Annotated in this window: 19 protein-coding genes; 11 read left to right on the top strand and 8 right to left on the bottom strand. The window is 51.8% G+C overall.

What is annotated here, in order from left to right; genetic code table 11:
• Positions 1-58 precede the first annotated feature (58 nt).
• On the top strand, positions 59-910 hold the full coding sequence (gene hexR / locus BV405_RS06205) for a transcriptional regulator HexR (protein ID WP_086479981.1): 852 nt from the start codon (positions 59-61) through the stop codon (positions 908-910).
• A 60-nt stretch (positions 911-970) separates the two neighbouring features.
• Here the strand turns inward: hexR and BV405_RS06200 are convergent, their stop codons facing one another.
• A complete protein-coding gene (locus tag BV405_RS06200) occupies positions 971-3,916 on the bottom strand; it encodes an EAL domain-containing protein (protein WP_086479980.1) in 2,946 nt (981 codons plus the stop codon).
• 220 nt (positions 3,917-4,136) lie between these two features.
• On the opposite strand from BV405_RS06200, the gene uvrD reads away from it, so the two are divergent.
• Together uvrD and BV405_RS06190 are read left to right on the top strand one after the other, a co-directional pair.
• Positions 4,137-6,356 (top strand): DNA helicase II, encoded by a 2,220-nt coding sequence (uvrD, locus tag BV405_RS06195; RefSeq protein WP_086480162.1) that lies wholly within the window; start codon positions 4,137-4,139, stop codon positions 6,354-6,356.
• Positions 6,357-6,567: 211 nt separating this feature from the next.
• The gene (locus tag BV405_RS06190; protein ID WP_086479979.1) at positions 6,568-7,683 is read left to right on the top strand and encodes a TRAP transporter substrate-binding protein; all 1,116 of its coding nucleotides are present in this window, start codon (positions 6,568-6,570) and stop codon (positions 7,681-7,683) included.
• 152 nt (positions 7,684-7,835) lie between these two features.
• On the opposite strand, the gene BV405_RS06185 is transcribed toward BV405_RS06190, so the two are convergent.
• Positions 7,836-8,249: an acyl-CoA thioesterase gene (locus BV405_RS06185; protein WP_086479978.1), complete on the bottom strand. Its 414-nt coding sequence runs from the start codon at positions 8,247-8,249 to the stop codon at positions 7,836-7,838.
• A gap of 380 nt (positions 8,250-8,629) precedes the next feature.
• Here BV405_RS06185 and BV405_RS06180 point away from each other — a divergent pair, with 380 nt between their 5' ends.
• The 7 genes from BV405_RS06180 to BV405_RS06150 all read left to right on the top strand — a co-directional run bounded on the left by BV405_RS06180 (position 8,630) and on the right by BV405_RS06150 (position 17,578).
• Positions 8,630-9,613 (top strand): PstS family phosphate ABC transporter substrate-binding protein, encoded by a 984-nt coding sequence (locus tag BV405_RS06180; protein ID WP_086479977.1) that lies wholly within the window; start codon positions 8,630-8,632, stop codon positions 9,611-9,613.
• Positions 9,614-9,768: 155 nt separating this feature from the next.
• Positions 9,769-12,057: an ABC transporter permease subunit gene (locus BV405_RS06175; RefSeq protein WP_086480161.1), complete on the top strand. Its 2,289-nt coding sequence runs from the start codon at positions 9,769-9,771 to the stop codon at positions 12,055-12,057.
• 27 nt (positions 12,058-12,084) lie between these two features.
• Positions 12,085-13,758, top strand: coding sequence for a phosphate ABC transporter permease PstA (pstA, locus tag BV405_RS06170; protein WP_086479976.1), 1,674 nt, complete (start codon positions 12,085-12,087; stop codon positions 13,756-13,758).
• Positions 13,759-13,965: 207 nt separating this feature from the next.
• A complete protein-coding gene (pstB, locus tag BV405_RS06165; protein WP_086480160.1) occupies positions 13,966-14,844 on the top strand; it encodes a phosphate ABC transporter ATP-binding protein PstB in 879 nt (292 codons plus the stop codon).
• 147 nt (positions 14,845-14,991) lie between these two features.
• Entirely contained in the window at positions 14,992-15,714 is a 723-nt protein-coding gene (gene phoU / locus BV405_RS06160) for a phosphate signaling complex protein PhoU (protein ID WP_086479975.1), read from the top strand.
• A 255-nt stretch (positions 15,715-15,969) separates the two neighbouring features.
• Positions 15,970-16,737: a sulfate transporter CysZ gene (cysZ, locus tag BV405_RS06155; protein ID WP_086479974.1), complete on the top strand. Its 768-nt coding sequence runs from the start codon at positions 15,970-15,972 to the stop codon at positions 16,735-16,737.
• Between the two features lie 7 nt (positions 16,738-16,744).
• Entirely contained in the window at positions 16,745-17,578 is an 834-nt protein-coding gene (locus BV405_RS06150; RefSeq protein ID WP_086479973.1) for a response regulator, read from the top strand.
• On the opposite strand, the gene phoR is transcribed toward BV405_RS06150, so the two are convergent.
• The 4 genes from phoR to BV405_RS06130 form a co-directional block, all read right to left on the bottom strand.
• Positions 17,543-18,934 carry a phosphate regulon sensor histidine kinase PhoR gene (phoR, locus tag BV405_RS06145; protein ID WP_086479972.1) on the bottom strand — a complete coding sequence of 464 codons (1,392 nt, stop codon included), beginning with the start codon at positions 18,932-18,934 and terminating at the stop codon, positions 17,543-17,545. The genes BV405_RS06150 and phoR overlap by 36 nt on opposite strands.
• A 109-nt stretch (positions 18,935-19,043) precedes the next feature.
• Complete coding sequence (phoB, locus tag BV405_RS06140) at positions 19,044-19,733, bottom strand: phosphate regulon transcriptional regulator PhoB (protein WP_086479971.1); 690 nt, start codon at positions 19,731-19,733, stop codon at positions 19,044-19,046.
• A gap of 129 nt (positions 19,734-19,862) precedes the next feature.
• On the bottom strand, positions 19,863-20,738 hold the full coding sequence (ubiA, locus tag BV405_RS06135) for a 4-hydroxybenzoate octaprenyltransferase (protein ID WP_086479970.1): 876 nt from the start codon (positions 20,736-20,738) through the stop codon (positions 19,863-19,865).
• Positions 20,739-20,789: 51 nt separating this feature from the next.
• Complete coding sequence (locus BV405_RS06130) at positions 20,790-21,359, bottom strand: chorismate--pyruvate lyase family protein (protein WP_176330067.1); 570 nt, start codon at positions 21,357-21,359, stop codon at positions 20,790-20,792.
• 140 nt (positions 21,360-21,499) lie between these two features.
• Here BV405_RS06130 and BV405_RS06125 point away from each other — a divergent pair, with 140 nt between their 5' ends.
• Entirely contained in the window at positions 21,500-21,775 is a 276-nt protein-coding gene (locus BV405_RS06125) for an HU family DNA-binding protein (protein WP_086479968.1), read from the top strand.
• Positions 21,776-21,891: 116 nt separating this feature from the next.
• On the opposite strand, the gene BV405_RS06120 is transcribed toward BV405_RS06125, so the two are convergent.
• Positions 21,892-23,292 carry an HDOD domain-containing protein gene (locus tag BV405_RS06120; protein ID WP_140054482.1) on the bottom strand — a complete coding sequence of 467 codons (1,401 nt, stop codon included), beginning with the start codon at positions 23,290-23,292 and terminating at the stop codon, positions 21,892-21,894.
• A 120-nt stretch (positions 23,293-23,412) separates the two neighbouring features.
• The gene (recG, locus tag BV405_RS06115; RefSeq protein ID WP_086479966.1) at positions 23,413-25,593 is read right to left on the bottom strand and encodes an ATP-dependent DNA helicase RecG; all 2,181 of its coding nucleotides are present in this window, start codon (positions 25,591-25,593) and stop codon (positions 23,413-23,415) included.
• Between the last annotated feature and the right edge of the window lie 193 nt (positions 25,594-25,786).

Genomic DNA, 25,786 nt, shown 5'->3' with positions numbered 1-25,786 from the left:
TCAAGTTACAGGTAAAATGAAAAAATATCTAAGAGCTTAATTAACCAGTGGTAAACCGGTGAAAGAAAACATCCTAGAAAAAATCCATCATTCCAAAACACAGTTCCGACGCTCAGAGCAAAAGGTTGCTGATTATGTCCTTAGTCATGCTACGGATGTGATCCACATGCGTATTGTTGATCTGGCCACAGAAGCTAATGTGAGCGAACCAACCGTTGTTCGTTTCTGCCGTGCCTTAGGTTGTGATGGTTTTCAGGACTTTAAACTTCGATTGGCTCAGGTGCTGGCAAAAGAAACCCGCTTTGCCCAGTTCTCTATGAATGAAGATGACTCCGTCAGCGATTTCACCAACAGTATTTTTGATACCACTGCCAGTGCTTTGTTGGCGGTAAAAAACCGGATCAACACTGATCGTGTGCAGGAAGCGATTGCGGCCCTTAGTAGCTCGGATCGTGTGGAGTTCTTTGGTTTTGGTGCATCCGGTGCGGTAGCCACAGATGCCCAGCACAAGTTTTTCCGTTTGCAGATGTCTACAGCGGCATACTCAGACCCACACATGCAGAATATGTCGGCGGTGACACTGTCTGATACTGATGTGGTGGTGGCTATTTCTCAAACGGGACGCACAAAAGCTTTGCTGCAAAGTATTCAGCTGGTACGTGAGGCTGGTGCGAATGTAATTGCCCTTTGCCCGAGTGGTTCGCCACTGGCTGAACTGGCAACGATCCCGCTATATATTGATGTTCCCGAAGACACCGAGATTTATACCCCGATGACATCCCGAATTGCTCATCTGGTGATGATTGATGTTCTGGCGGTAGGTGTCGCTAAGATGCGTGGCCCCAAGCTTGCAGAGCACCTGAAAGCGGTGAAGCGCAGTCTGCATTCCCTGAGACTGACAGACAGTTGATCGCCTGATATTGACGAAATTGCGCTAATAAAAAACGGAGCCTAAGGCTCCGTTTTTTGTTTAGAGGATGTTACGGCTCTCTTTGCTGTTATGGTTTTCAACCAACTCGAAGAAGGTCTGAGGAGGCACCGGCGGGCTGATATAGAAGCCCTGGGCGAAATCACAGCCCTGGCGGCAGAGGAATTCCAGTTGAGCACGGGTTTCAACACCCTCGGCGACTATCTTCATCTCCAGATTATGCCCGAGAGCTATAATCGCCTTTGTCAGGGTTGCCTGTTGTGGATCAGAGCTATGGATCTGCTTAAGAAAGCTACGATCAACCTTGAGAATATCCAGCGGGAAACGCTGAAGATAGCTCAGGGATGAATAACCGGTACCAAAGTCATCAATTGCCAGTGTAATCCCCAGAGCCCGGATCTGATCCAGCACTTCGACAGTGTGTTCCGGGTCATCAATCAGTGAGCTTTCAGTCAGCTCCAGTTCAATCAGGTGGTGAGGAATTCCGGCATTACGGATCGTCTGATCGATAAAGCTGACCAGATCGTTATGTACCAGCTGCTGAGCAGAAAGGTTTACTGAGACTTTTATCTCTACACCCTTATCAAGCCAGTTTCTGACCTGCTGACAGGATTGCACCAGAACCTGCTCACCCAATGCTGCAATCAGACCAGTCTCTTCTGCAATCGGGATAAATGAGCCCGGGGAGATCAGACCGGATTCCGGATGATTCCAACGTACCAGAGCTTCAGCTTCGTAGATCTTATTGTCGGTGAGAGAAACTTTAGGTTGGTAGTAAACACAGAGCTCATCCCGTTGCAGAGCTTTTCGCAGATCGCTTTCCATTTTCAGGCGTTCCAGAGAACCTGTCTGAAGTTCCTCGGAATAGAATTCAAAGCCGGAGCCGCCCAATTGCTTAACTTTGTTGCGTGCCAAATCTGCCTGATTGACCAGAATGTTGAGTCCCCGGGTATGTTTCGGGAACAGGCTGATGCCCATGCTGCAGGAAACAATCAGCTCGTGGTCTTCAATCATCACAGGGGTGTGCACCAGCTTGTAGATCTTCTCAGCAAGCTCTGTCACTTCAGCCTGCTCCTGATACTGATCCAGAATCAGTGCAAACTCGTCAGCGCCAAGGCGGGCAATGGTATCGATGCCTTGTAGCTGATGGGTCAGCCGGTCAGCAAGCTCGCGCAAAAGCTGATCACCAACATCGTGGCCCAGGGTGTTGTTAATGGCTTTGAACCGGTCGATATCCAACAGAATCAGTGCCATCTTGCCGCGATTTAAGCGTGCCTGAGTGATCGCGATATGCAGCCGATCTTTAAACAGATTCCGGTTCGCGACGCCGGTCAGATCATCATAGTTGGCCAGATAGCTGAGCTTTTCTTCCGCTTTCTTTCTCTGGGTCAGATCAGAAAACATACCGACATAGTGGGAGCTTTCACTCTGCTGGGAGGGCACCCGATATATCTTCAGCCACTCCGGAAACTTGTCGCCATTTTTGCGCTGTTCGATCAACTCCCCTTCCCAGGCTCCCAGCTGAATCAGCTGATCCCGGATGCGTTGGTTGAGTTCATCGTCCAGTTGCCAGAGGGGCCCCTTATCGAAGCTTGTATCCTGCAGTTCTTTACTCGTGTACCCCGTGATCTGGTAGAAGGCTTCGTTATGGGTGGTGATGACAAAGTTTTCATCAAGAATAAAGATCGCTTCGCTGGAGCTTTCAAAAGCCTGCCAGGCAAGACGCAGTTTCTCATCCCGGGCAATCTGGTCGGTGATATCCCGACGCGTGCCGATCATGCGAAGTGCTTTACCGGACAGAGGATTACGGTCGATGACCCGACCGGTATCTTCCAGCCAGCGCCACTGGCCATTTTTATGGCGGATGCGGAACTGAATCTTAAACTGGCTGGTGACTCCCTTCAGAGTATCTACAAGCGCGGTGCGCAGAGCCGGATAATCCTCTTCATGCACCAGAGGCTGCAGGTGTCCCATAAAGTGGGGAATTTCATGCTCGGAGTAACCAAACAGCTGTTCAAAGTGTGAATGATAGATCTCGTCACTGGTCAGATCCCATTCCCAAAGCCCAAGATCACTCGCCTCGATCGCTTTGGAATAGCGCTGCCGGTTACGTTCAAGATTCAGGCTGGTTTGTCTCTGTTCAGCGACGGCAGACTTCAGGCGGTCATTGGTTTCAGACAACGCGAGAGTTCGCTCTTTGATCTGAGCTTCCAGATTGGCCTGAGCCTGCTTCAGCTGCAGTTCTGCTTCTGAGCGTATTTGGGCTTCCTGTTCCAGCTGCTGGTTTAGCTGCTGAGTAATCTCCTGCTCCTGAGTGACCTGATCCAGCAGAAGGCGGTGGTTCACATTTTTGCTCAGAGAGCTTTTCAGCAATAGATGATTGCGCCATGCGCTGTAGATCAGAAAGGCCAGAAAAACAGGAATAACCGCTGGCGAGATAATGGGTTCAGGACTGTTATATTCCAGCAGCATAAAAGGGATAAAAGCAGGCAGAATAAAGCCCAGATAACTGATCAGCAGTGCCGAAAAGATGGCACTGGCGTACAGTGCAAGTCCAGTCATGGCCAGTACGACTGCCGATTGCAGGAGCACATTATCCGGTGGCGTCAGTAATACCAGCAAGGCTCCCCAGCAACTGCCGACCAGAACTCCGCCGAGGGTAAAGAGGTGTCGCCATTTAGAGAGGCACTTCCGGCTGGCTTCCTGCCCTGCCTGTTGGGAGGTCTGCAGATGTTTCTGAAAGCGACTGTTGAGGCTGATACCGCCCCAGGTCAGAAGAGCATAGACCAGCAGCCAGCCCCCCAGAAGAGCGTTGTTGGTGTGGTTCCACAGCAGGGTGCAGCAGACCAGTGCACAGCCCATTCCCAGTCGGTAGTAGGCCGTCGAATCACGGTATAAAAGGGTCAGCTGCTCGCAAAGGAGCGCTTTGCCAAAGGAGGCAGCATCAGTCTGCCCCTGAAGCATTGAAGGCTGTTCAGGGTGAGTCATGGTTGATGGGTACTCAGGTGTCGTCTTATTTTTGTTCTGTCAGAGCCTAATTCCCTTAAGCTCCCGATGGCTAAAAGATACCAGATGCCTGAAGGCTGAAGAATAGGTGGGTAAAGGTTTTCGGTAACATATTGTGATAGAGTTTGGCGTCAAATTCCGGCCTGAAATCACCTGCCGGAGACCTGCTGCTAACCTGATCAATCGCCTAACCGACAGGAAGATTATGGAAGTTACACATCTCATCGATGCCCTTAATGATGCACAACGTGAAGCGGTCACCGCGCCGGCGCAACACATGCTGGTACTGGCGGGAGCCGGTAGTGGTAAAACACGGGTTCTGGTGCATCGGATCGGCTGGTTGGTTCAGGTTGAAGGGATCTCCCCTCACAGCATTATGTCGGTGACCTTTACCAACAAAGCTGCCGCTGAAATGCGCACCCGATTGGAAGCGCTTCTGAATTTGCCAATGCGCAATTTCTGGGTAGGCACCTTCCACGGTATCGCTCACCGTTTGCTGCGTACCCACTGGCGGGACGCCAAGCTGCCGGAAAACTTTCAGATTCTCGACTCTGATGACCAGCTGCGCCTGATCAAGCGTCTGATGAAAGATCATGGCATCGATGATGAGCGTTGGCCTCCGCGTCAGGTTCAGGGCTACATCAACGGTCAGAAAGATGAAGGCCGCCGTGCCGGTTACTTTATGGATACCGGTGACCGCTTCACCGCGACCATGAATCATCTTTACAGCCTGTACGAAGAGCACTGTCAGCGCACCGGTCTGGTGGACTTTGGTGAGCTGCTGCTGCGGGCCCATGAGTTGCTGCGGGATAATCCTCTGCTGCTGAAGCACTATCAGGAGCGCTTCCGTCATATCCTTGTGGATGAGTTTCAGGATACCAACACCATTCAGTATGCGTGGCTGCGACTGCTCACATCCGGTAGTGACAACTTACTGACCGTCGTCGGCGATGACGATCAGTCGATTTATGGCTGGCGCGGTGCCAAGGTAGAGAATATCCATCAGTTTGCCAGTGATTTTTCCGGCAGTAAGACGGTACGCCTGGAGCAGAACTACCGCTCAACCGGCACTATTCTGGAAGCTGCGAACAGCCTGATCGCCAACAACTTTGACCGTATGGGTAAAGAACTCTGGACCGAGGGCAATGACGGTGAGCCTATCTCCCTCTATGCCGGTTTTAATGAACAGGATGAAGCCCGCTTTATCGTCGATACTATCGAGAAATGGGTACAGGAAGGCGGCACCCGCTCGGAAACAGCTATTCTGTATCGTTCCAATGCCCAGTCCCGGGTGCTGGAAGAAGCACTGATTCGGGCCGGAACGCCTTATCGCATTTATGGCGGTCAGCGTTTCTACGAACGTCTTGAGATCAAAAATTCCCTCGCCTACCTGCGTCTGATCCAGAGCCGCAATGATGATGCAGCCCTTGAGCGTGTCATCAATACGCCAACCCGTGGTATCGGTGCAAAAACCGTCGATACCCTGCGGGAGCTGGCGCGTAATGAAGGTTGTTCATTATGGGAAGCCGCCGGTCACTGTATTGCCAATAAGATTCTGCCTGCCCGTGCACTATCGTCATTGGGTGGTTTTATGGCGCTGCTGGATCAGCTGGAAGACTCCGCCCATGAACTCAGCCTGCACGAGCTGGTGGATCATGTGAATGAAACCACGGGTCTGGTGGAGTTCCACCGTCAGGAAAAAGGTGAAAAAGGTCAGGCCCGGGTGGAAAACCTTGAGGAACTGGTTACCGCTGCCCGTGGTTTTACCCCGGCGGAAGATCCTGCAGAAACTGACGAAGATGAAGGCGCAGATACCCTGATCATGCTGCAGAGCTTCCTGTCAGAAGCGGCTCTGGACGCTGGTGAGCAGCAGGCAGATGAATATGAAGATGCTGTCCAGCTGATGACACTGCACTCCGCCAAAGGTCTGGAATTTCCGCTGGTATTTATGGCGGGTGTAGAAGAAGGTCTTTTCCCGCATAAGATGTCGATGGAAGATCCTTCCCGTCTGCAGGAAGAACGTCGTCTCTGCTATGTGGGTATCACTCGTGCCATGCAGAAGCTTTACATCACCTACGCCGAGATGCGCCGTCTCCATGGTCGCGAAACCTACAACACCCCTTCCCGCTTTGTGCGTGAGATTCCGGATCGCCTGATGGAAGAGGTTCGCTTACGGGGTCAGATCACCAAACCGGTGACCAGCAGTCGTTCCGGTTCTCAGTGGAAGCCAACAGAAGCATTGGATAGTGGAATCGATGGCCCTATGCTGATGGTTGGCCAAAGAGTACAACATGCTGTTTTTGGCGAAGGCATTGTACTAAATTACGAAGGTCAGGGGCCGAAAGCCCGCATACAGGTCAGCTTCGACAGTGAAGGCGAGAAATGGCTGATGGCCGGTTTTGCCAAACTGGAAGCGCTGTAAAACCTGCAGGGTGTCGACTCCGGAAAACCGTCAAATATCCCTTGGTTTTAAAGGGATACTGTCGGCAGAAAATGCTTCCGGAATGGGCTTTTAACCCGCCTGACGATTGATGACTCCCGAATAGTGTAACCCAACTAAAAATCTGATAATTTTAGTAGGGATACACTAGAAAAATGAAAACAAGAATATAAAAAATCAGGAGCTAAAAAGCATGAAGCGTCGTGAGTTTGTTACCGCACTGGGTGTGGGCGCAGCAGGTGCTGTACTGGCTGGTTGTACCGGTTCTGAATCGGGCAGCGAGAAGCAGCAGGCAAGCGCAAAGCAGGAAACCATCAAATGGAAGATGGTCACCACTTGGCCTAAGAACTTCCCTGGTCTGGGCACAGCAGCAAATAGTCTTGCAGAAAAGATCACCAAAATGAGTGGCGGTCGTCTGGAAGTTAAAGTGTACGGTGCCGGTGAACTGGTTCCTGCATTCGGTGTGTTTGATGCCGTATCAAGCGGTACTGCACAAATTGGTCATGGTGCATCTTACTACTGGAAAGGTAAGGCACCGGCAGCACAGTTCTTTGCAGCAGTACCTTTCGGTCTGAACGCACAGGAAATCGCCAGCTGGATTTACTACGGTGGCGGTCTGGAACTGTGGAAAGAAGTTTATGAGCCATTCAACCTGATTCCTACTGCAGTAGGTAACACAGGTGTTCAGATGGCGGGTTGGTTCAACAAAGAGATCAACTCTCTGCAGGACCTGAAAGGTCTGAAAATGCGTATTCCGGGTCTGGGCGGTGAAGTAATCAACCGTGCCGGTGGTACCGCGGTGAGCCTGCCGGGGTCTGAGCTGTTCACCTCCCTGCAGACCGGTGCGATTGATGCAACCGAGTGGGTTGGTCCGTACAACGATAAAGCCTTCGGTCTGTATAAAGCTGCGAAATACTACTACTACCCGGGCTGGCACGAGCCAGGCACCGTTCTGGAAGGTATGCTGAACAAGCAGGCGTTTGAAGCCCTGCCTGCAGATCTGCAGGAAGTGGTTATGGTTGCGACCCGTGCAGCGAACCAGGACATGATGGACGAGCTGACCTACCGTAACGCTCTGGCTCTGAAAGAGCTGGTTAACGATCACGGTACTGAGCTGCGTGAGCTGCCTTCTGAGGTTTATCAGGAGCTGCGTACCATCTCTGATGAAGTGGTATTTGAAGAAGCGAAGAAAGACGATCTGTCACGCCGCATCTACGATTCCTTCATGAACTTCCGCAGCCTGTCTGAGGAATATCAGAAGATCTCTGAGTACGCGTACCTGCATGGCCGTATGATGACCAGCAAGTAAGTTTATGCTTCCGCCTCGTTTCTGAGGCCGGAAATAAAAGAGGCCGGTTTAACCGGCCTCTTCTTTTTTGTCTTACCTGACAACCTTCACCCTGTATTTGCGCTGCTCCGTTACACATTATCGATTAGAAGCTGTGCAAAAGAGCTGACCGTTCAGGATTCTGGTACCGCCCGGATACGTCCGTTAGCGTCGATCGCTACCATCACGAATTTAGCGTCAGAGACTTTAAACATCTCCAGCTCATCGCTTTCAAATGGCGGTTGAATCCAGGCTTCAACACGCACACTGATGGAGCTGTGACCCACCTCTTCCACATGGGTGTAGATACCAACTGTTGAACCGATACGGATCGGACACAGAAAGTCCATCTCACTGATGGCGACGGTTGCTGTACGGCCTTTCGCCAGTTTACCGGCACTGATTTCGGCTGCCAGATCCATCTGGGAAACCAGCCAACCACCGGCGATATCACCATAGATATTGGTGTCCTGAGGGGTCGCTGCGATTTTCAGCGTCAGATCACCAACCGGTGAAGGAATATCCTCAATATTATCCACGTTGCTCATTAGCTTTTCTTATTTGTCTGAGTGGGTTTGTCAGGTAGACCTGAAGTAGATGAACCGGCGGTTAATGCCTCATAACGGCGGGTTCACAGATCTTGTGTCTGTCAGGCGCAGACTATCACTAAATCCTTTAACTATCACTACTCCCTATGACTGTACAGCCAGATCTCATCAGGGACTGAAGGATTAGCTCCGGCGAGTATATTTCGATGGAACGGAGAGACGTCTCGGATAAAAAACAGTTACAAAAAGAGTTTGTGAGCTAAATATGACATTCATATAACTGTCACAAACCCACCCTATAGTGATCTCCATCGCAAGACTACTGATAAACAAAATCCTATCTGGTAACAGAAAAACGGACGTAATGTTCAGGAGATAACATGAAAATGAAGAAGATGATTGCAGCGGTATCTATCGTTGCTGCAAGTGCTGTAACAGCAACCGTAGCCAACGCTGCAGCGGAACTGGATGCAAACCTGCCGGTTTACAAAAAAGCGAGCGGTGTATCCGGTAACCTGTCTTCCGTAGGTTCTGATACCCTGGCAAACCTGATGACACTGTGGGCAGAAGAGTACAAGCGTACTTACCCTAACGTGAACATCCAGATTCAGGCAGCGGGTTCTTCTACTGCGCCACCAGCTCTGACCGAAGGTACTGCAAACCTGGGTCCAATGAGCCGTAAAATGAAAGACAAAGAGCTGGAAGCTTTTGAAAACAAGCACGGCTATAAGCCAGTACCGGTTCCTGTTGCGATCGATGCTCTGGCGGTATTCGTACACAAAGATAACCCGATCAAAGGCATGAGCATCAAAGACGTTGATGCTGTGTTCTCTTCTACCCGTAAGTGTGGCGCTGGTAAAGATGTTGCTACCTGGGGTGATCTGGGTCTGACCGGTTCCTGGGACAACCGCAGCGTACAGCTGTTCGGTCGTAACTCCGTATCCGGTACCTACGGCTACTTCAAGAAGAAAGCTCTGTGTAAAGGTGACTTCAAGAACAGCGTAAACGAGCAGCCAGGTTCTGCGTCTGTTGTTCAGTCTGTAAGTACCTCTATCAACGCGATCGGTTACTCAGGTATCGGTTATAAGACTTCAAGCGTTCGTGCAGTTGCTCTGGCTAAGAAAGATGGCCAGCCGTTTGTAGAAGCAACTCCTGAAAATGCTGTAACCGGTAAATACCCACTGTCCCGCTTCCTGTACGTTTACGTGAACAAGAAGCCGAACCAGCCCCTGCAGCCTCTGGAGCGCGAATTCATCAAGATGGTGATGTCTAAGCAGGGTCAGGAAGTTGTTGTGAAAGACGGCTACATCCCTCTGCCAGCTGCAGTCGTAGAGAAAACTCTGAAGGCTCTGGACATCAAATAATCCGGGCCGGATAGACGTGAACAAGGATGTTCAGCGCTACATGCTGAAGAAAAGCTGAAGAAAGGGCGGGCGCTATGTCTGCCCTTTTTTCTATCCCCTTTGAACGCCTGTCTGGTGTCATACAACTGTCATATAAGTGCAGTATTTTTTCCGCTATGAAAGAAAATAGCCCAAACGCCCCTGTAATCGATTTTGATACTCCGGCACTTCGTATGCACCGGAAGATCCGATCGTATAAAGACAAAGTTGCCGAAGTTGGTGTCGGTGTTGGTGGTATCAGTGTGATCGTCGCGATCCTGCTGATCTTCCTGTACCTGATGTATGAGGTTGTACCTCTGTTCAAATCGGCGAGTGTTGAACCCGTTGCGGAGTATCAGGTCCCTGCTACCTCCGTGCGTCCCGATGACGCGAAAACCCTCTATCTGGCAACAGAAGAGCAGGGTGAAGTGGCGATTCGTCTGACCAGTGTCGGCGAAGTGGTCTTCTTCAATGCTGCTGATGGCCAGGTGGTTGACCGCGTACAGCTCAATCTGCCGGAAGGCGTTGAAGTGACATCGGTACAACCTGAAGGTCCGGCTTCTACCCTGATGGCGGTAGGCCTGTCTAACGGTAACCTGCTGATTATCCGGGATCGTTATCGCATCACCTACCCGGGTAATGAGCGACTGATCACGCCTCGTATCGAATATCCATACGGTGAAGAGCCGATTGTAATCAGCGAAGCGGGTCAGGCAATTACCAAAGTGGCTCTCAGCGATGCTGAAGAGAGCCTGATCCTGTCTGCGGTAACTGCAGATAAGAAAGCGTATATGGTGCAGTTCGTTAAAGAGGAATCCCTGTTTGGCGACGAAGTGACCCTGACGCGTAACGAAATTACTCTGCCGGTTGTTGAAGGCAACCTGCACAGCATTCTGATCTCACCGGATCAGCAGTGGGCGTATCTGGCCAGCGAGAAAGGCACCATTGATGTGCTGGATCTGCGCGAAAAAGACGAGCCTAAGCTGAATGCCCGTCTGAAGGTAACCGAGCAGAACAGCGCCATCGGTGATGTAACCTTCCAGCTGGGTGGTATCTCTGTTCTGGTGGGTGATCAGAAAGGACATCTGTCTCAGTGGTTCCTGGTTCGTGATGAGCAGAACGAGTGGGCACTGAAAAAGATCCGTAGCTTTGATCACGATGGCACTCCAATTTCGCTGATCATTCCTGAGCATCGCCGCAAAGGCTTCCTGATGATGGATGCCAAAGGTGAGCTGGGTATCTACAGCACCACGGCACACCGAACTATGCTGACTGAAAAACTGCTGGATCAGCAGCCTGCGGTTGCGGCGATCAGCCCCCGTGCCGATCTGCTGATTGTTCAGCGTCAGGATGGTGTGATTCAGACCTTTGAAGTGCACAACGAGCACCCTGAGGTTTCCTGGAAAGCGCTGTGGGACAAGGTTTGGTACGAGAGCTACGAAGAGCCGGAATACACCTGGCAGTCGTCTGCATCCACCAACGACTTTGAGCCTAAGTTCAGCCTGATGCCTCTGGCGTTCGGTACTCTTAAAGCTGCTTTCTACGCCATGATTGTGGCAACACCACTGGCGATCTGTGGTGCGGTCTTTACTGCTTACTTTATGGCGCCGGCTATGCGTCGCAAAGTGAAGCCGATCATCGAGCTGATGGAAGCACTGCCAACGGTAATTCTGGGTTTCCTGGCGGGTCTGTTCCTGGCTCCGTTTGTAGAAGGTAACCTGCCGGGCATTTTTGCACTGCTACTGCTTCTGCCGATTGGTATGGTGGCCTTTGGCTTTGCCTGGGCGCAGATGCCGGACAAAGTTCGTCATGCTATTCCTGATGGCTGGCAGGCGGCTCTGTTGATCCCTGTGGTACTGCTGGTGAGCTGGTTTGCACTGGGCATGAGTTCTCACCTTGAGATCGTGATGTTTGACGGAGACATGCGTACCTGGCTGAGCAACGATCTGGGCATTCCTTTCGATCAGCGTAACGCGCTGGTGGTAGGTCTTGCGATGGGTTTTGCCGTGATTCCGACCATCTTCTCCATTACTGAAGATGCGATCTTCGCGGTACCTAAGCACCTGAGTTACGGTTCTCTGGCACTGGGCGCAACCCCGTGGCAAACCCTGACCCGTGTGGTACTGCCAACGGCCAGTCCGGGTATCTTCTCTGCGGTCATGATCGGTATGGGTCGTGCGGTAGGTGAAACCATGATCGTACTGATGGCCACCGGTAATACGCCGATTATGGATGCCAACATCTTTGAAGGTATGCGTACTCTGGCAGCGAATATTGCAGTGGAAGTACCTGAGTCTGAAGTGGGCAGCTCCCACTATCGAATCTTGTTCCTCGCAGCCTTCGTGCTCTTCATGTTTACCTTTGTTGTGAACACGATTGCTGAGATGGTTCGTCAGCGTCTGCGTAAGAAATACGGCGCTCTGTAAGCGATCCAGGAGAGAAAGGAAAAAGTTATGCGTGAATCTTTTGGTAGCTGGGCCCGTAGTGGTTCCCCCTGGGTCTGGCTGAACGCCGGTGCTGTGGCGATCAGTGTTGTGATGGTAATCGGCCTTCTGGTTCTGATTGCTGCCCGTGGTCTGGGTCACTTCTGGCCTGCATCCATCATGGAAGCAGAAGTTCGCAGCGGCGACACCACTTATCATCTGGTGGGTGAAAAAGTTGAAGTCGTTTCTGTGCCGGTTGAACAGGTGCAGTCAGCGGGTATCGAACTGCAAAGTGATAAAGAAACCGTTGAGCGTTACCTGATTAAAACCGGTAACCGTGATGTATACGGTTCGGACTTCCGCTGGGTACTGGAGCCTTTCGTTCAGGAAATTACCTATCCGGAAAACCTGATCGCTGTTGAGCGTCGTGAATGGGGTAACTTCTACGGTTATCTGCTGGCGCTGAAAGAGAAAGGTGAAACTGTTGCGGTACAGGCAGCCGGTGAAAACAGCATCTGGCCAGAGTTCGAGCAGCGTATTGAGCGTGCTCTGAATATTCATGAAGAGATCTATCAGATCGAAAAGCATGATATCGGCCGCATCAACTACACCATCGAGCGTCTGCGTCTGAAACAGCGTCGTCTGGAACTGGATGGTAAGGACTCCCTATCTGCTATTGCTGAAATTGATGCTGAGCGTGCGGTGCTGAATGCCGAGTACGAAGTGCTGCAGAAGCAGCTGGCAGATCTGTATGTTGAAGCCAACCGCGACAGCTTTGTTGCTAAGGCGATGAACGGTAGCGAGATCGAAGTTTCCCTGAGCAAGGTGGTGCGTGCTTACCAGCCGAACCGCATGGGCGTGATGGAGAAGATGGGTTTCTACGGCGCAAAACTGTGGGAATTCCTGAGCGACGAACCTCGTGAAGCCAACACTGAAGGCGGTATCTTCCCGGCGATCTTCGGCACCGTGATGATGGTGATCCTGATGTCGATTCTGGTGACGCCATTCGGTGTAATCGCAGCGGTTTATCTGCGCGAATACGCTAAGCAGGGTTTCGTTACCCGTATGATCCGTATCGCGGTAAACAACCTGGCGGGTGTACCTTCCATTGTTTACGGTGTGTTTGGTCTGGGCTTCTTTGTTTATTTCCTTGGCGGTCATGTGGATGAGATGTTCTTCCCTGAAGCGCTGCCGGCACCGACCTTTGGTACCCCGGGTCTGATGTGGGCCTCCCTGACGCTGGCGCTTCTGACGGTACCGGTTGTGATCGTGGCCACTGAAGAAGGTCTGGCCCGTATCCCTCGCTCCGTGCGTGAAGGCTCTCTGGCACTGGGTGCAACCAAAGCGGAAACCCTGTGGCGCGTGGTACTGCCGATGGCGAGCCCGGCTATGATGACAGGTGTGATTCTGGCAGTAGCCCGTGCTGCTGGTGAGGTAGCGCCTCTGATGCTGGTGGGTGTTGTGAAACTGGCACCGAGTCTGCCGCTGGATGGTAACTATCCGTTTATCCACCTGGATCAGAAATTTATGCACCTGGGCTTCCACATCTATGATGTGGGCTTCCAGAGTCCGAATGTTGAAGCAGCCCGTCCGCTGGTTTATGCCACCGCTCTGCTGCTGGTGATTGTGATTGCCCTGCTTAACCTGAGTGCGATCGCCATCCGTAACCATCTGCGTGAAAAGTACAAGTCTCTGGAAATGTAATTCCGGAGTGTAATGGGCGTAATCAGGCCGCCGGAATGAGCCGGCGGTAACCCGCAGGATTCGCCCTTTACAGAAACGCAGTTAGACTGAATAACGAATTAAAGACAGAATTTTAGAGAGAGCCCCCCTATGGAAGCTCAGGCTGAAAAGACAACTACCGCAGCGCCGGTAAATGCTGAAACGGTAAACACAGTAACAGGTTCTGATATGACTGAAACTCAAAACGTGACCGGCACTCAGGATCAACCGGCCGCACACGAAACCAAAAGCCACAGTATCGATATTAGCTCCATGAACCGTGGTGACGGTGCTGCACTCTCTCTGGAACAGGAAACCACCTGTCTGGAAGTGCGTAACATGGATCTGTACTACGGCCAGAAGCAGGCACTGTTTGACGTCAACATGACGATTCCTAAGCAGCGTGTAACCGCCTTCATCGGCCCATCAGGTTGTGGTAAATCCACCCTGTTGCGTAGTCTTAATCGTATGAACGATCTGGTTGATGGTTGCCGTATCACCGGTGAAATCAACATGGAAGGCCGCAACATCTACGACAAAAATGTCGATGTTGCTGAGTTGCGTCGTCGTGTGGGTATGGTGTTCCAGAAGCCAAACCCTTTCCCGAAATCCATCTACGAAAACGTGGCTTATGGCCTGCGTATTCAGGGCATCAACAAAAAGCGTGTGCTGGATGAAACCGTAGAATGGGCGCTGAAATCTGCGGCTCTGTGGGATGAGGTTAAAGACCGTCTGCATGAGAGCGCACTGGGTATGTCCGGTGGTCAGCAGCAGCGTCTGGTTATCGCCCGTACTATCGCGGTAAAACCTGAAGTTCTGCTGCTGGACGAACCGGCATCGGCACTGGACCCTATCTCCACGCTGAAGATCGAAGAACTGATCTACGAGCTGAAAGATAAGTTCACCATTGCTATCGTAACCCACAACATGCAGCAGGCAGCACGTGTCTCTGACTACACCGCCTTTATGTACATGGGTAATCTGATTGAGTTTGGTAACACCGATATGCTGTTTACCAATCCGAAAGAGAAGAAAACCGAAGACTACATCACAGGTCGTTACGGTTAATCAAACCCAAAAGGCGAGGCTTTCCAGCTTCGCCTTCCGGTTTCAGGCCGGAAGTTTGAATCGTTAAACTTGTAAGTCTCTCTGGTTTTTAACTCACCCTGCCCCTATGACGGGCCAAGGGTTAAAACGCATATAAAGGGTATTGCCATGGAAATCACAACCGAAACCCATAGCCATCACATTTCCCAGCAGTTCAATAACGAGCTGGAAGACCTGAAAACTCATCTGCTGGCCATGGGTGGTCTGGTAGAGAAACAGGTGCAGGACGCCATCTACGCACTGACCGAAGGTGACAGTGCGGTAGCGGAAGAAGTTCGTGCTAACGACCGTAACATCAACGAGATGCAGATCCGCATCGACGAAGAGTGCACCCGTATTCTGGCCCGTCGCCAGCCTGCGGCGAGTGACCTGCGTCTGGTGATGGCGGTAACCCGCGCGACGTCTGATCTGGAGCGTATTGGTGACGAGGCATCCAAAATTGCCCGTCATGCGATTCAGCTGGCTGAAGAAGGCGAGCCACCACGGGGTTATATCGAAACCCGCCACATCGGCAACCATGTACGCAACATGGTGAAAGATGCTCTGACCTCTTTTGCCCGTTTCGATACCGATCTGGCGTTGTCTGTTGCTCAGGAAGACAAAGCTGTGGATCTGGAATACCGCTCTGCGATGCGCGCTCTGGTTACTTTCATGATGGAAGACCCGCGTTCGATCAGCCGTGTGCTGAACGTGATCTGGGTACTGCGTTCTCTGGAGCGTATCGGTGACCACGCCGATAACATCGCGGAATACGTGATCTATCTGGTAAAGGGTATGGATGTTCGTCACTCCTCCCCGGAAACCATCGAGCAGCGTCTGAGTGCAGAGTAACTTCTGATCAGATGTTTGAAAAAGGAGCTTCGGCTCCTTTTTTTGTGCCTGAAAACGGACATTCAATCAAAACGGCACGCGTCAGTTTAAGCGGCTGATTTATTAAAAAATGTAATTTACACCCCTATTTTGTCAAAAGAGCGATGACTGGAACTTTATTCCCTCCTGCGGGTAGAGTTAATATCCACACGGGAGTGATTTGCATTTAAGTATTTCGCTTCTGATCTGAATTGTTAACGCTCAAACTGAGGTCTTATGACACATCTCTTTTCAGGCCCTGCAGCCCTTGCCGCAGGTTTTCGACTGATCACTACGCCGGGCATGAAGCGCTTTGTACTGGTGCCTCTGTTAAGCAATATCGTTATTCTTTCGGCTTTTATCTGGTTTGTACTGGGCTTGCTGGGTGGCTGGGTCGACAGCGTCGTTGCGATGCTGCCTGAGTGGCTGAGCTTTATGAGTTGGCTGCTATGGCCGCTGGCGCTGATTTCGATTCTGGGCTTTGTTGTCTATGGCTTTAATGCCACTACAGCTCTGATTGCTGCGCCCTTTAACGGTCTGCTGGCAGAGAAGATTGAGCATAAGCTGCGCAATGGTCAGGTGAGCTTTCCGGATGAAACCCTAGCCGAGATGGCTAAGCGCTCACTTCAGCGTGAGCTGCAGAAACAGTGGTTCTTTCTGAAACGGGTTTTGCTGCTTCTGATCATCAGTTTTATCCCGGTTATCAATCTGTTAAGCCCTGTTTTGTGGTTTTTGTTTTCAGTTTGGATGCTTTCTGTACAGTATATGGACTATCCGATGGATAACCATAAAATAGACTTCCATGCGATGCAGCGACGGCTGAAGCAGAACTGGTGGCATACCGTGAGTTTTGGATTGGTGTGCTATCTGCTGATGTTTGTCCCCTTCATCAATCTGATCTTTATGCCCGCAGCCGTTGCCGGCGCAACCTGGCTTTGGGTTCAACAGGTGTCCATCCATCCCGATGCCGCACTTGAGCTTCCATCCGGCATGAAGGATATCTGAGAGAATTATGAAAACAGCCCGAATACTTGTTGTTGATGATGCCAAATTTACCCGTGACCTGATGGTTAAGGCGGTAAAGGCAGAATATCCCCAGTTTGAAGTTGAAACCGCTCAGGATGGCCGTAAGGCACAGAAACTGCTGGAGATCGGTCGTTTCGATCTGGTGCTTTGCGACTGGGAGATGCCTGAGATGTCCGGTATCGAACTGCTAACCTGGCTGAGAGAAAACGAAGAGAGCCGTAATAAAGACGTACCTTTTATTATGGTGACCTCGCTGGGCGACAAGGAGTATGTCGTAGAAGCTGCTCAACATGGTGTGACGGATTACATCACCAAGCCATTCAACAATGATCAGCTGGTTAATAAGGTAACCAAGCAGCTGGTGAAGTCCGAGATCATCTCCCGGGAAGAGCTGGCGGAAATTATGAATCGCCGCACCCGTGTGATGGGTGGTGGTACCACGGCTAATGTGCTGACCAGTAAACAGGGCATGCAGACGGCATCCATGCAGGCAGGTCGTCGGGTTCGCGGTAAAGCGATGCTGATGTTCGGTGAAAATAAGCTGCCGGTGGTCATTCGTGAGCTGAACACTCAGGAAGTGGTGGTGATGGCCAAGCGTGGTCAGGCAATACCTGAGCTGTTTGAGGAGCTTTCTGTCGGCTTTATCGCCGGTCAGGGGGAGCAGCAGATGCGACTGACAGCCAATGGTAGTGTGGTGCTGATGCAGGCGCAGGAGAAACGCACCAACGCAGAGGCTGTCTACGTTGGTGTACGCTTTACCGATATGGATCAGAAATCCGGTCAGTTACTGTCTAAAATTATCGCCCGGTTGAGCAGCTAGGTCGGATAATTCAGGGCTTCGGGCCAGCGCCTCATTGTGGTGTCTGGCCTCTTCACCCGGCCAGATCAGGCGCAGATCGGGGAATATGCAGGTAAAGCGTGTTCCCCTGCCCACTTCACTTTTAATATCCAGTTTGGCGTTATGACGCAGCAGAACGTGCTTCACAATCGCCAGTCCCAGACCGGTACCTCCGGTTTCCGCAGAACGTCCCTTATCCACACGGTAGAAGCGCTCAGTCAGACGCGGCAGATGGCGGGCATCGATCCCTTCACCGTTATCCTCAACAATCAGCACGGCACCACTGCTTTGTGGTAACTCCTGCCAGGTCATCTCGATAGTGGAACCCGGTGGCGTGTATTTCACAGCGTTAAAGACCAGATTGGAGATCGCGCTGCGCAGCTCATTTTCAGAGCCGATCACCTGGGCGCTGGTACGCAGATCGATACGGATCTTGTGCTCTTTATCGCCGCTCAGTAGTTCAGCATCCTGCATGATACTCTCCAGCATAATACCGATCTCGATATGTTGCTGCTGGCCTTCAATATCTGTGGTTTCCAACCGGGACAACAGTAATAGGTCGTTAATGATGTTCTGCATACGACGGGATTGCTGCTGCATCTGGTTGGTTGCCCGTCCCCAGCGAGGCGGAAGTTGGTCACTGTAATCAGCAAAGGTTTCCAGATAGCCGTTAATCACCGTTAGCGGGGTTCTCAGCTCATGAGAGACATTGGCGACAAAGTCCTTACGCATCTGTTCCAGGCGGTACAGACGGGTGATGTTACGCACCAACATCAGACGCTCATTGCGACCGAAAATAGTGATCTGATACTCCAGCATTACGTTGTCATCCATGGGGGATGTGAGTACCAGAGGGTCCTGATAGTCCTGCTTGTCGTAGTAGCTGATAAAGCGAGGATCGCGCAGCAGGTTGGTCAGAGCCTGACCTTTATCGGTTGGAGAGCGAAAGCCCAAAAGGCCTTCTGCGGCCCTGTTCCACCACTCCAGACAGCCGTGCTGGTCAATCATCACCACAGCATCACGCAGAGCTCCACTGGAGCGCTGCACCTTGTTGATAATTTCAGTCAGGCGCTGCTGTTGTTGCTGATAGCGGCGCTGATGGCGGTACATTTTGTCAAACAGATAGCCCCAGATACCCCAGCTTTCCGGGGGCTCTTCATTGGAGTTATGTTCCAGCCAGTAATCAAGGCGTTGCAAAAAGCGCAGTGCAAAAGTGATGTAGATGGCCATGACAGTGGTCAGCGCCCAGGCCATAGAGCCGGAAAGCCAGCCAACAATGGCTGCAAACAAGGCGATATATACGATCCGTGTGAGTTCAGCTTGCCAGATTGGAGTCACAAGCGATTACCTTACTTCTTGCCCGTAGAAGCTGAACCATTGGGAAAACGGCCTGATCTGCAGTTACAGATCAGGCCGTTTCGGTGTTCAGCAGTTGATTTGTCCGGTATCAGACCTTAACGGAAAAACGATAACCTGTCCCGCGTACCGTTTGAATCAGTTGCTCATGTTTTTCACCCAAGGCTTTACGTAAGCGACGGATATGAACATCAACGGTGCGTTCTTCAACATACACGTTACCACCCCAGACCTGATCCAGCAGTTGGTTACGGGTATAGGCGCGTTCCTGGTGGGTCATAAAGAACTGCAGCAGACGGAATTCGGTCGGACCGATCTCCAGAGGCTCGCCATCTGAGGTAACGCGGTGACTGGCAGGGTCCAGAACCAGACCACCGACATCAACCGGATCTTCAATACCTTTAGGCGTGGTGCGGCGCAGAACGGCTTTCAGGCGGGCAACCAGTTCACGGGGGGAGAAAGGCTTGGTGATGTAATCATCCGCCCCGGCTTCCAGACCCTGAACTTTGTTGTCTTCTTCACCCTTGGCGGTCAGCATGATCACTGGGGTTTCTGCGGTAACCGGGTCACGCTTTAAGCGTCGTGCCAGTTCAACACCACTGGTTCCCGGCATCATCCAGTCCAGAAGGATCAGATCCGGGCGCTTATCGATCACCATGGCGTGTGCCTGCTGGGCGTTTTCCGCTTCCAGACAGGTGTAATCGGCCATCTCAAGGGCGACCGCGATCATCTCCCTGATCGGGGCTTCGTCATCTACTATCAGGACGGTTTTTCCTGTCATATCCGTGTTCCCGTCTAAGTCGGTTATGTCATCAGTAATGGCAATATTACAGCGAGTAAATATGACAATAAGATGACATGATGACGTTTGTGTGAACTTCCGCCGAATCTAGCAGTCTTTGGCCGTTGGCTATTTCAAAGCATAGTCCAGAATAATACCCAGTAGAATCAAAACTCCCACCCAGTGATTATTCAGAAAAGCCTTGAAGCAGGCCTCCCGTTCACGATGGAAAATCAGTTTGGTCTGGTAGATAAAAAGGCCACAAGCGGCAGCAAGACCCAAATAGAACCAGATGCCGAGCCCCTTGTGAGCAGCAACAATCAGAAGAGCTATTACCGCCAGAATCTGCAGTAAAGCAATAATATGCCGATCAAGCTCACCAAACAGGATGGCGGTGGATTTTACTCCGATCTTCACATCATCATTCCGATCGACCATGGCGTATTGAGTATCGTAAGCCACTGTCCAGAGCAGCTTGGCGCTGAACAGCAGCCAGGCTTCAACCGGAACGCTGTTAGTTTGAGCGGCATAAGCCATAGGGATTGCCCAGGAGAATGCCGCACCCAATACGACCTGTGGCAGGTGGGTGTAGCGCTTCATAAAGGGATACATAAAGGCCAGCAGTATGCCGCCAAGGGATAAAAGAATGGTTAGCGGGTTGGTCATCAGTACCAGCCCGAAAGAGATGAGTCCCAGCACAATAAACAGGCCGATCGCTTCTTTCGCCGTGACATCTCCGGTGGCCAGCGGGCGCTCTTTGGTGCGTTCCACATGGCCGTCGATCTTGCGATCCGCAAAGTCGTTAATCACACAGCCTGCTGCCCGCATGCTGTAAACACCCAGAATAAAGATTACCAGAACATCCCAATCCGGGATGCCTTCGGCGGCAATCCACAGTGCCCACAGTGTTGGCCAGAGCAGCAGATAGGTGCCGATAGGACGGTCGACCCGCATCAGTTTGATGTAGTGAGGAAACTGCTGCTGAATAAAAGCGACAGAGGACATCGGCTGGCTCCTGGGGCTGTATTAGGCGGATTTAAACGAGTTTCAGGTCAATCATGGTGTCAGATCGAGATACTGGCGGAAAGGCTCCAGAAAGAGCTCCGTCACCAGTAGTGGCGCCTGACCTATTTCAAAGGTAGATCGTCGTCCCCAGATAAAGGGGGCGCAAAAGTCAGGCTGCTGCCGGGTGATCTCCTGAGAGGTGCGTCGGGTTCGGGCATTTTTGAACAGTACGCTACCTAAAGAGCGGTTACCGAGCAACATCAGATGGCGATTGCCCTGGTTCAGGGTGGAAAGCGGAATCACCGTTCGGGCGAACACCCAGGGCTGTCCTGCGCCGTGCAGGATTACCTGGCGTATCAGAGCGTGTTCCTGTGGCGCTAAACCAAGCAGGCTGCTTTCATTCAGAGCCGGTCTGATCAGGCGCTGCTGCAGTAGCTGGACATGGAACCTCTGGCCACTGGTTTGTTTCAGCCGCTTAGTCAGAGAAGAGCCGTCTGTCAGCCAATCGAGCCATGGGGCATCCGGTTGTATCTGCCCCGGGGTATGGGGTTTTACCCAGTTGAGTTGTTCCCATTCCGGGCGGGATGCTGCCCGTCGAGATGTCAGTTGCTGTGGATCCAACACATGCCTCTTTATTCCATCTTTCAGTGGGCTGGGATTCTATCACAGACAGGGAAAAAACCTTTGCATCCCGCATGGCAGGCTGATTAAATAACTGCGGTCATACACGGATTAAATAGCAATAACAAAGAGGATAACGCATGCGTAAGCCTGAACTGGCAGCAGCCATCGCAGAGAAAGCGGAGCTGTCTAAAGATAAAGCGAATGAAGTTCTGAATGCACTGTTGGATGAGATCACTGGCGCGGTAGCCAAGGGTGATTCTGTATCTCTGATCGGCTTCGGTACTTTCTCAGTACGTGAGCGTAGTGCTCGTAAGGGTAAAAACCCACAGACTGGCGAGCCGATGGATATTCCGGCGAGCAAGACTGTTGGCTTTAAAGTAGGCAAGAAGCTGAAAGACGCTGTTGACTGCTAAGCCTCAGAGTTAATGAAAAAACCCGCAATGTTTTAGCACTGCGGGTTTTTTTGTGTCTTAAGAAAAGCGTCAAACAGAAACAGAACCTGAAAATCAAAGGGTTCCGAGGGTTGTTTCTATTTACTGGCTTTTTCCAGCATCTCTGCCAGAGAGTTCAGCTCTTCGTTGAAGCTGCTGATATCAGCAAGGGTCTCTTCAATTTTGGCTCTATCCAGATGAACACGATTCAGAACGGTTTCCGGTAGTTTGCCTAAACGCACTTCACCATCACTCTGAACCAGCTGATTGACGATATACAGCAGGTTGGCGTATTCGTGGTGAAGGCCTTCATAGGATGCATTGTGCAGATGACGGATCGCACTGCAGACTTCATCCGGAATGCCCCAGGTCTGGAACAGGAAGCTGCCGATCTGCTCACGGGTAATACCAAACAGGAAGCGTTCGATATACATCGCCGGAACATGAGGGTTGGCTTCCTGATAACGGCAATACAGGGAGAAGTACGGCGGGAAAACTTCTGCAATCACCAGATAGCCGAAGTTATTCACCAGACCGGACAGATAGCTCAGACCAACAAACGGGCGGTTCGCCGCAGGAATCTGTTTGACCAGACGTTCCATCAGCATCGCTTTCATCACCGCTTCACGCCAGTAGTTGCGGTAACCGAAAACGCCATCGCTTGGCATCTTGATGTTTTTACCCAACGACAGACCCAGTGACAGGTTCATGGTCAGGTCAAAGCCCAGCACCCGAATGACGGCATCTTCAATAGAGCGAATCTGTCCCGGCAACCCGTAGTAGGGCGAATTTGCCCAGCTGATCACCTGAGAGGCCAGACTCGGATCGGACTCCACAATAGACGCCAGTTCTTCGGCTCCAGCGTTTTCATCGCCGCGCAACATAATGATGTTGTGCGCGCTTAGCGGCAGTGGCGGAATCTCAATGCTTTCCGCCAGACGGGTACGGATACGGCGGGAAGTAATCGTTTCCACAGCCGCTTTGATCTCCATCTCGTCCTGATCGACGGCGGTCAGATTCGGGCGAATAGAAACCAGTGGGATAGCAAATTGTTCGATTTTAGCGCTGTTGCTGAAGTCTTCGATGAGGGCTTTGTATTCGTCGCCGGTAAACTCCAGCAACCAGGCCGGATCACCGGATTCTGTGAAAACGGTTTCGTTATCAAAGCAGCGGCTATCAACAATCAGATCGTAATCGATCACTTCCGGAATTGCAGGCACCGAAAGAATCTTCTTACGTTTCAGCAGGGATTGTTTGGCATCCGGTGAGATCGCACGATAGTTCTGATACAGCTTCATATCCAGCAGGCAGTGTGCCGGGAAGGCGAACAGATGACGAACTCCATCAGGATCTTCCAGTACCGAGGAGCGCACCAGCTGTTTTGCGGTGGCCCGGTTACGTGGAACCAGTCGGCTTTTGAGGGGCTTAGGAAAGTCATCCGGTGTAACGGACTGAGTCATACTCTCCTTAAGGGCCTGTACTAATCCTTGAAGGGACATGGTGATCTCCAACTAAAAACTCCTGTAATTATACCTACTATGCCTTAGCGGAAGATATAAGAACATGGCTTAAAACATGTATTTTCAATGGCTTAATTAGCGTTTTTAGTCATTATTTTGTCAAACCTGAGCATATTGCTCCGCACCACCCAGCCAGCGTTCCACCAGAGGTGTCAGGTTTTCAGGATAGTGCTCAATCAGCTGGTTTGCCGCTTTATTGACATCGTTAAGCAGATACTGATCCCGAACCAGATCAGCAATTTTCATCTGAGCCAATCCGGTCTGGCGGGTGCCGAGCACTTCACCGGGGCCTCGAAGCTCCAGATCCTTCTCGGCGATCTTAAAGCCGTCCTGAGTTTCCCGCATCACAGCTACCCGGGCTTTACCGTTTTTCGATAACGGGGTGTGATAAAGCAGCACGCAGTAACTTTGCTGATCACCACGGCCTACCCTGCCCCTCAGCTGGTGCAGTTGTGACAGGCCGAGGCGTTCCGGATTTTCGATCACCATCAGGGTTGCGTTAGGTACATCGACCCCCACTTCAATCACGGTGGTAGCTACCAGTAGCTGAAGCTCGTTGGCTTTAAAGCGCGCCATGATCTCGGCTTTTTCCTGAGGCTTCATGCGCCCGTGAACGAGGCCAATATTGAGCCCCTGCAGACGTTCTTTCAGATCATCAAAGGTGGTTTCTGCCGCCTGACATTGCAGGGCTTCGGAATCCTCAATCAGAGTGCAGACCCAATAGGCCTGCTTGCCCTGATGACAGGCCGCTGCGATGCGCTGAATAATTTCATCCCGGCGGGTATCCGCCAGTGCTACTGTCTCGATGGGGGTTCGCCCCGGGGGCAGTTCATCGATAACCGAGGTATCCAGATCCGCATAGGCGCTCATTGCCAGGGTTCGCGGGATTGGCGTTGCCGTCATAATCAGCTGATGAGGGTACAGATCGCCCTGTTGGCCTTTTTCCCGCAGGCTGAGCCTCTGGTGAACACCAAATCTGTGCTGCTCGTCGACCACGATCAGCCCCAGCTGCTTGAACTCAACAGTTTCCTGAAACAGCGCGTGAGTACCCACGACCATGGGGGCTCCGTCTGCGATACGTTCCAGCTGGGTTTGACGGGCTTTGCCTTTCAGCTTGCCCGCCATCCAGGCAACCTCTAGCCCCAGAGGCGTAAACCACTGGGTAAAGTTGTTGAAATGCTGCTCTGCCAGAATTTCCGTCGGTGCCATCACAGCCACCTGATAACCGGCTTCTATCGCCTGCAAAGCCGCCATGGCAGCAACCAGAGTTTTACCGGCTCCCACATCGCCCTGCACCAGTCGCAGCATGGGGCTGCCTTGCTGGATATCTCGCTCAATCTCATGGATTACTCGGCTTTGAGCACCCGTCAGAGGAAACGGTAATTGTGCCAGCATCTGTTGGCTGAGCATCCCTGTGCTATGGAAAACCGGAGCCTGATGATGTTTGTGCTGCTGGCGCAGTTTTAACAGACTGAGCTGCTGAGCGATCAGCTCTTCCAGAATCAGGCGGTGCTGGCTGGGATGTTTGTAATCTTTCAGGTCGTAAACCGGTGCATCCGGTGGCGGCTCATGCAGTAGCAGCAGAGACTCTTTCAGGGATGGCAGGTTGGGAAACAGGCTCTGAGGCAGCCAGTCGATCACCTCGGCCTTTTTCAGTTCTTCAAGGGCCAGATGAATCAGCTGACGTAGCCGGTTCTGGGTCAGACCTTCGGTCAGCGGATAGACAGGGGTCAGGTGATCTTCCATCTCCATAGGATGATCCTGAGCCACCAGACGGTACTCCGGATGGTACAGTTCAAGGCCGCTGGCGCCAGGGCGGGCTTCACCGTAGCAACGTACCAGAGTGCCTTTCTGGAACTGGTTTTTTTGCGCCATATTAAAGTGGAAAAAGCGCAGCGTGATACTGCCTGTGCCATCGGAAAGACGAACAATCAGCGCTTTGCGTCGCCCCTTGGTGACATCTGCAAGCGCTACCTGTCCGGCCACCACCACCTCATCGCCACGGCGAACGGCTCCCATAGGAGTGACCCGGGTACGGTCCTGATACCGTAAAGGAAGATGGAACAGCAGATCCTCAACGGTGTGGATGCGTAGCTTGGCCAGTTTCTCTGCTAAAGCAGCACCCACACCTTTTAGTACCGTAACCGGCTGAGCGAGCTGATCAGAGCCCAAGCCAGCCTTCTTACCCGGCCCTGCTTTTTTAGTGGCCCCTGATTTTTTTGCAGAGGCTTTAGTGGCAGGGGCTCTGCTGGCTTTTGGGGAGGGAGTGCTTGTTGGCATATCCTGTCCATCAGTTGGCTAACGCGCTGTTGAGTAACGCTGTATTTATCCGGTGGTTTAACGGCACACTTTGCTTGTATGATGGTCAAAGCTTAAGTGGTCAGACCTATCAGGAAGACAGGTTGACGCAATCGGGCTTTGATCGTAAAAAAATGGCAAAGGACGCGTGCTGGCCTATCTGTCAGACGCCGGT

It is taken from the genome of Oceanospirillum sanctuarii, from assembly GCF_002150805.1.
Classification (GTDB): Bacteria; Pseudomonadota; Gammaproteobacteria; order Pseudomonadales; family Halomonadaceae; genus Oceanospirillum; species Oceanospirillum sanctuarii.
The sequence above is the reverse complement of the archived record's forward strand: the minus strand, read 5'-3'. Positions and strand labels throughout refer to the sequence as shown.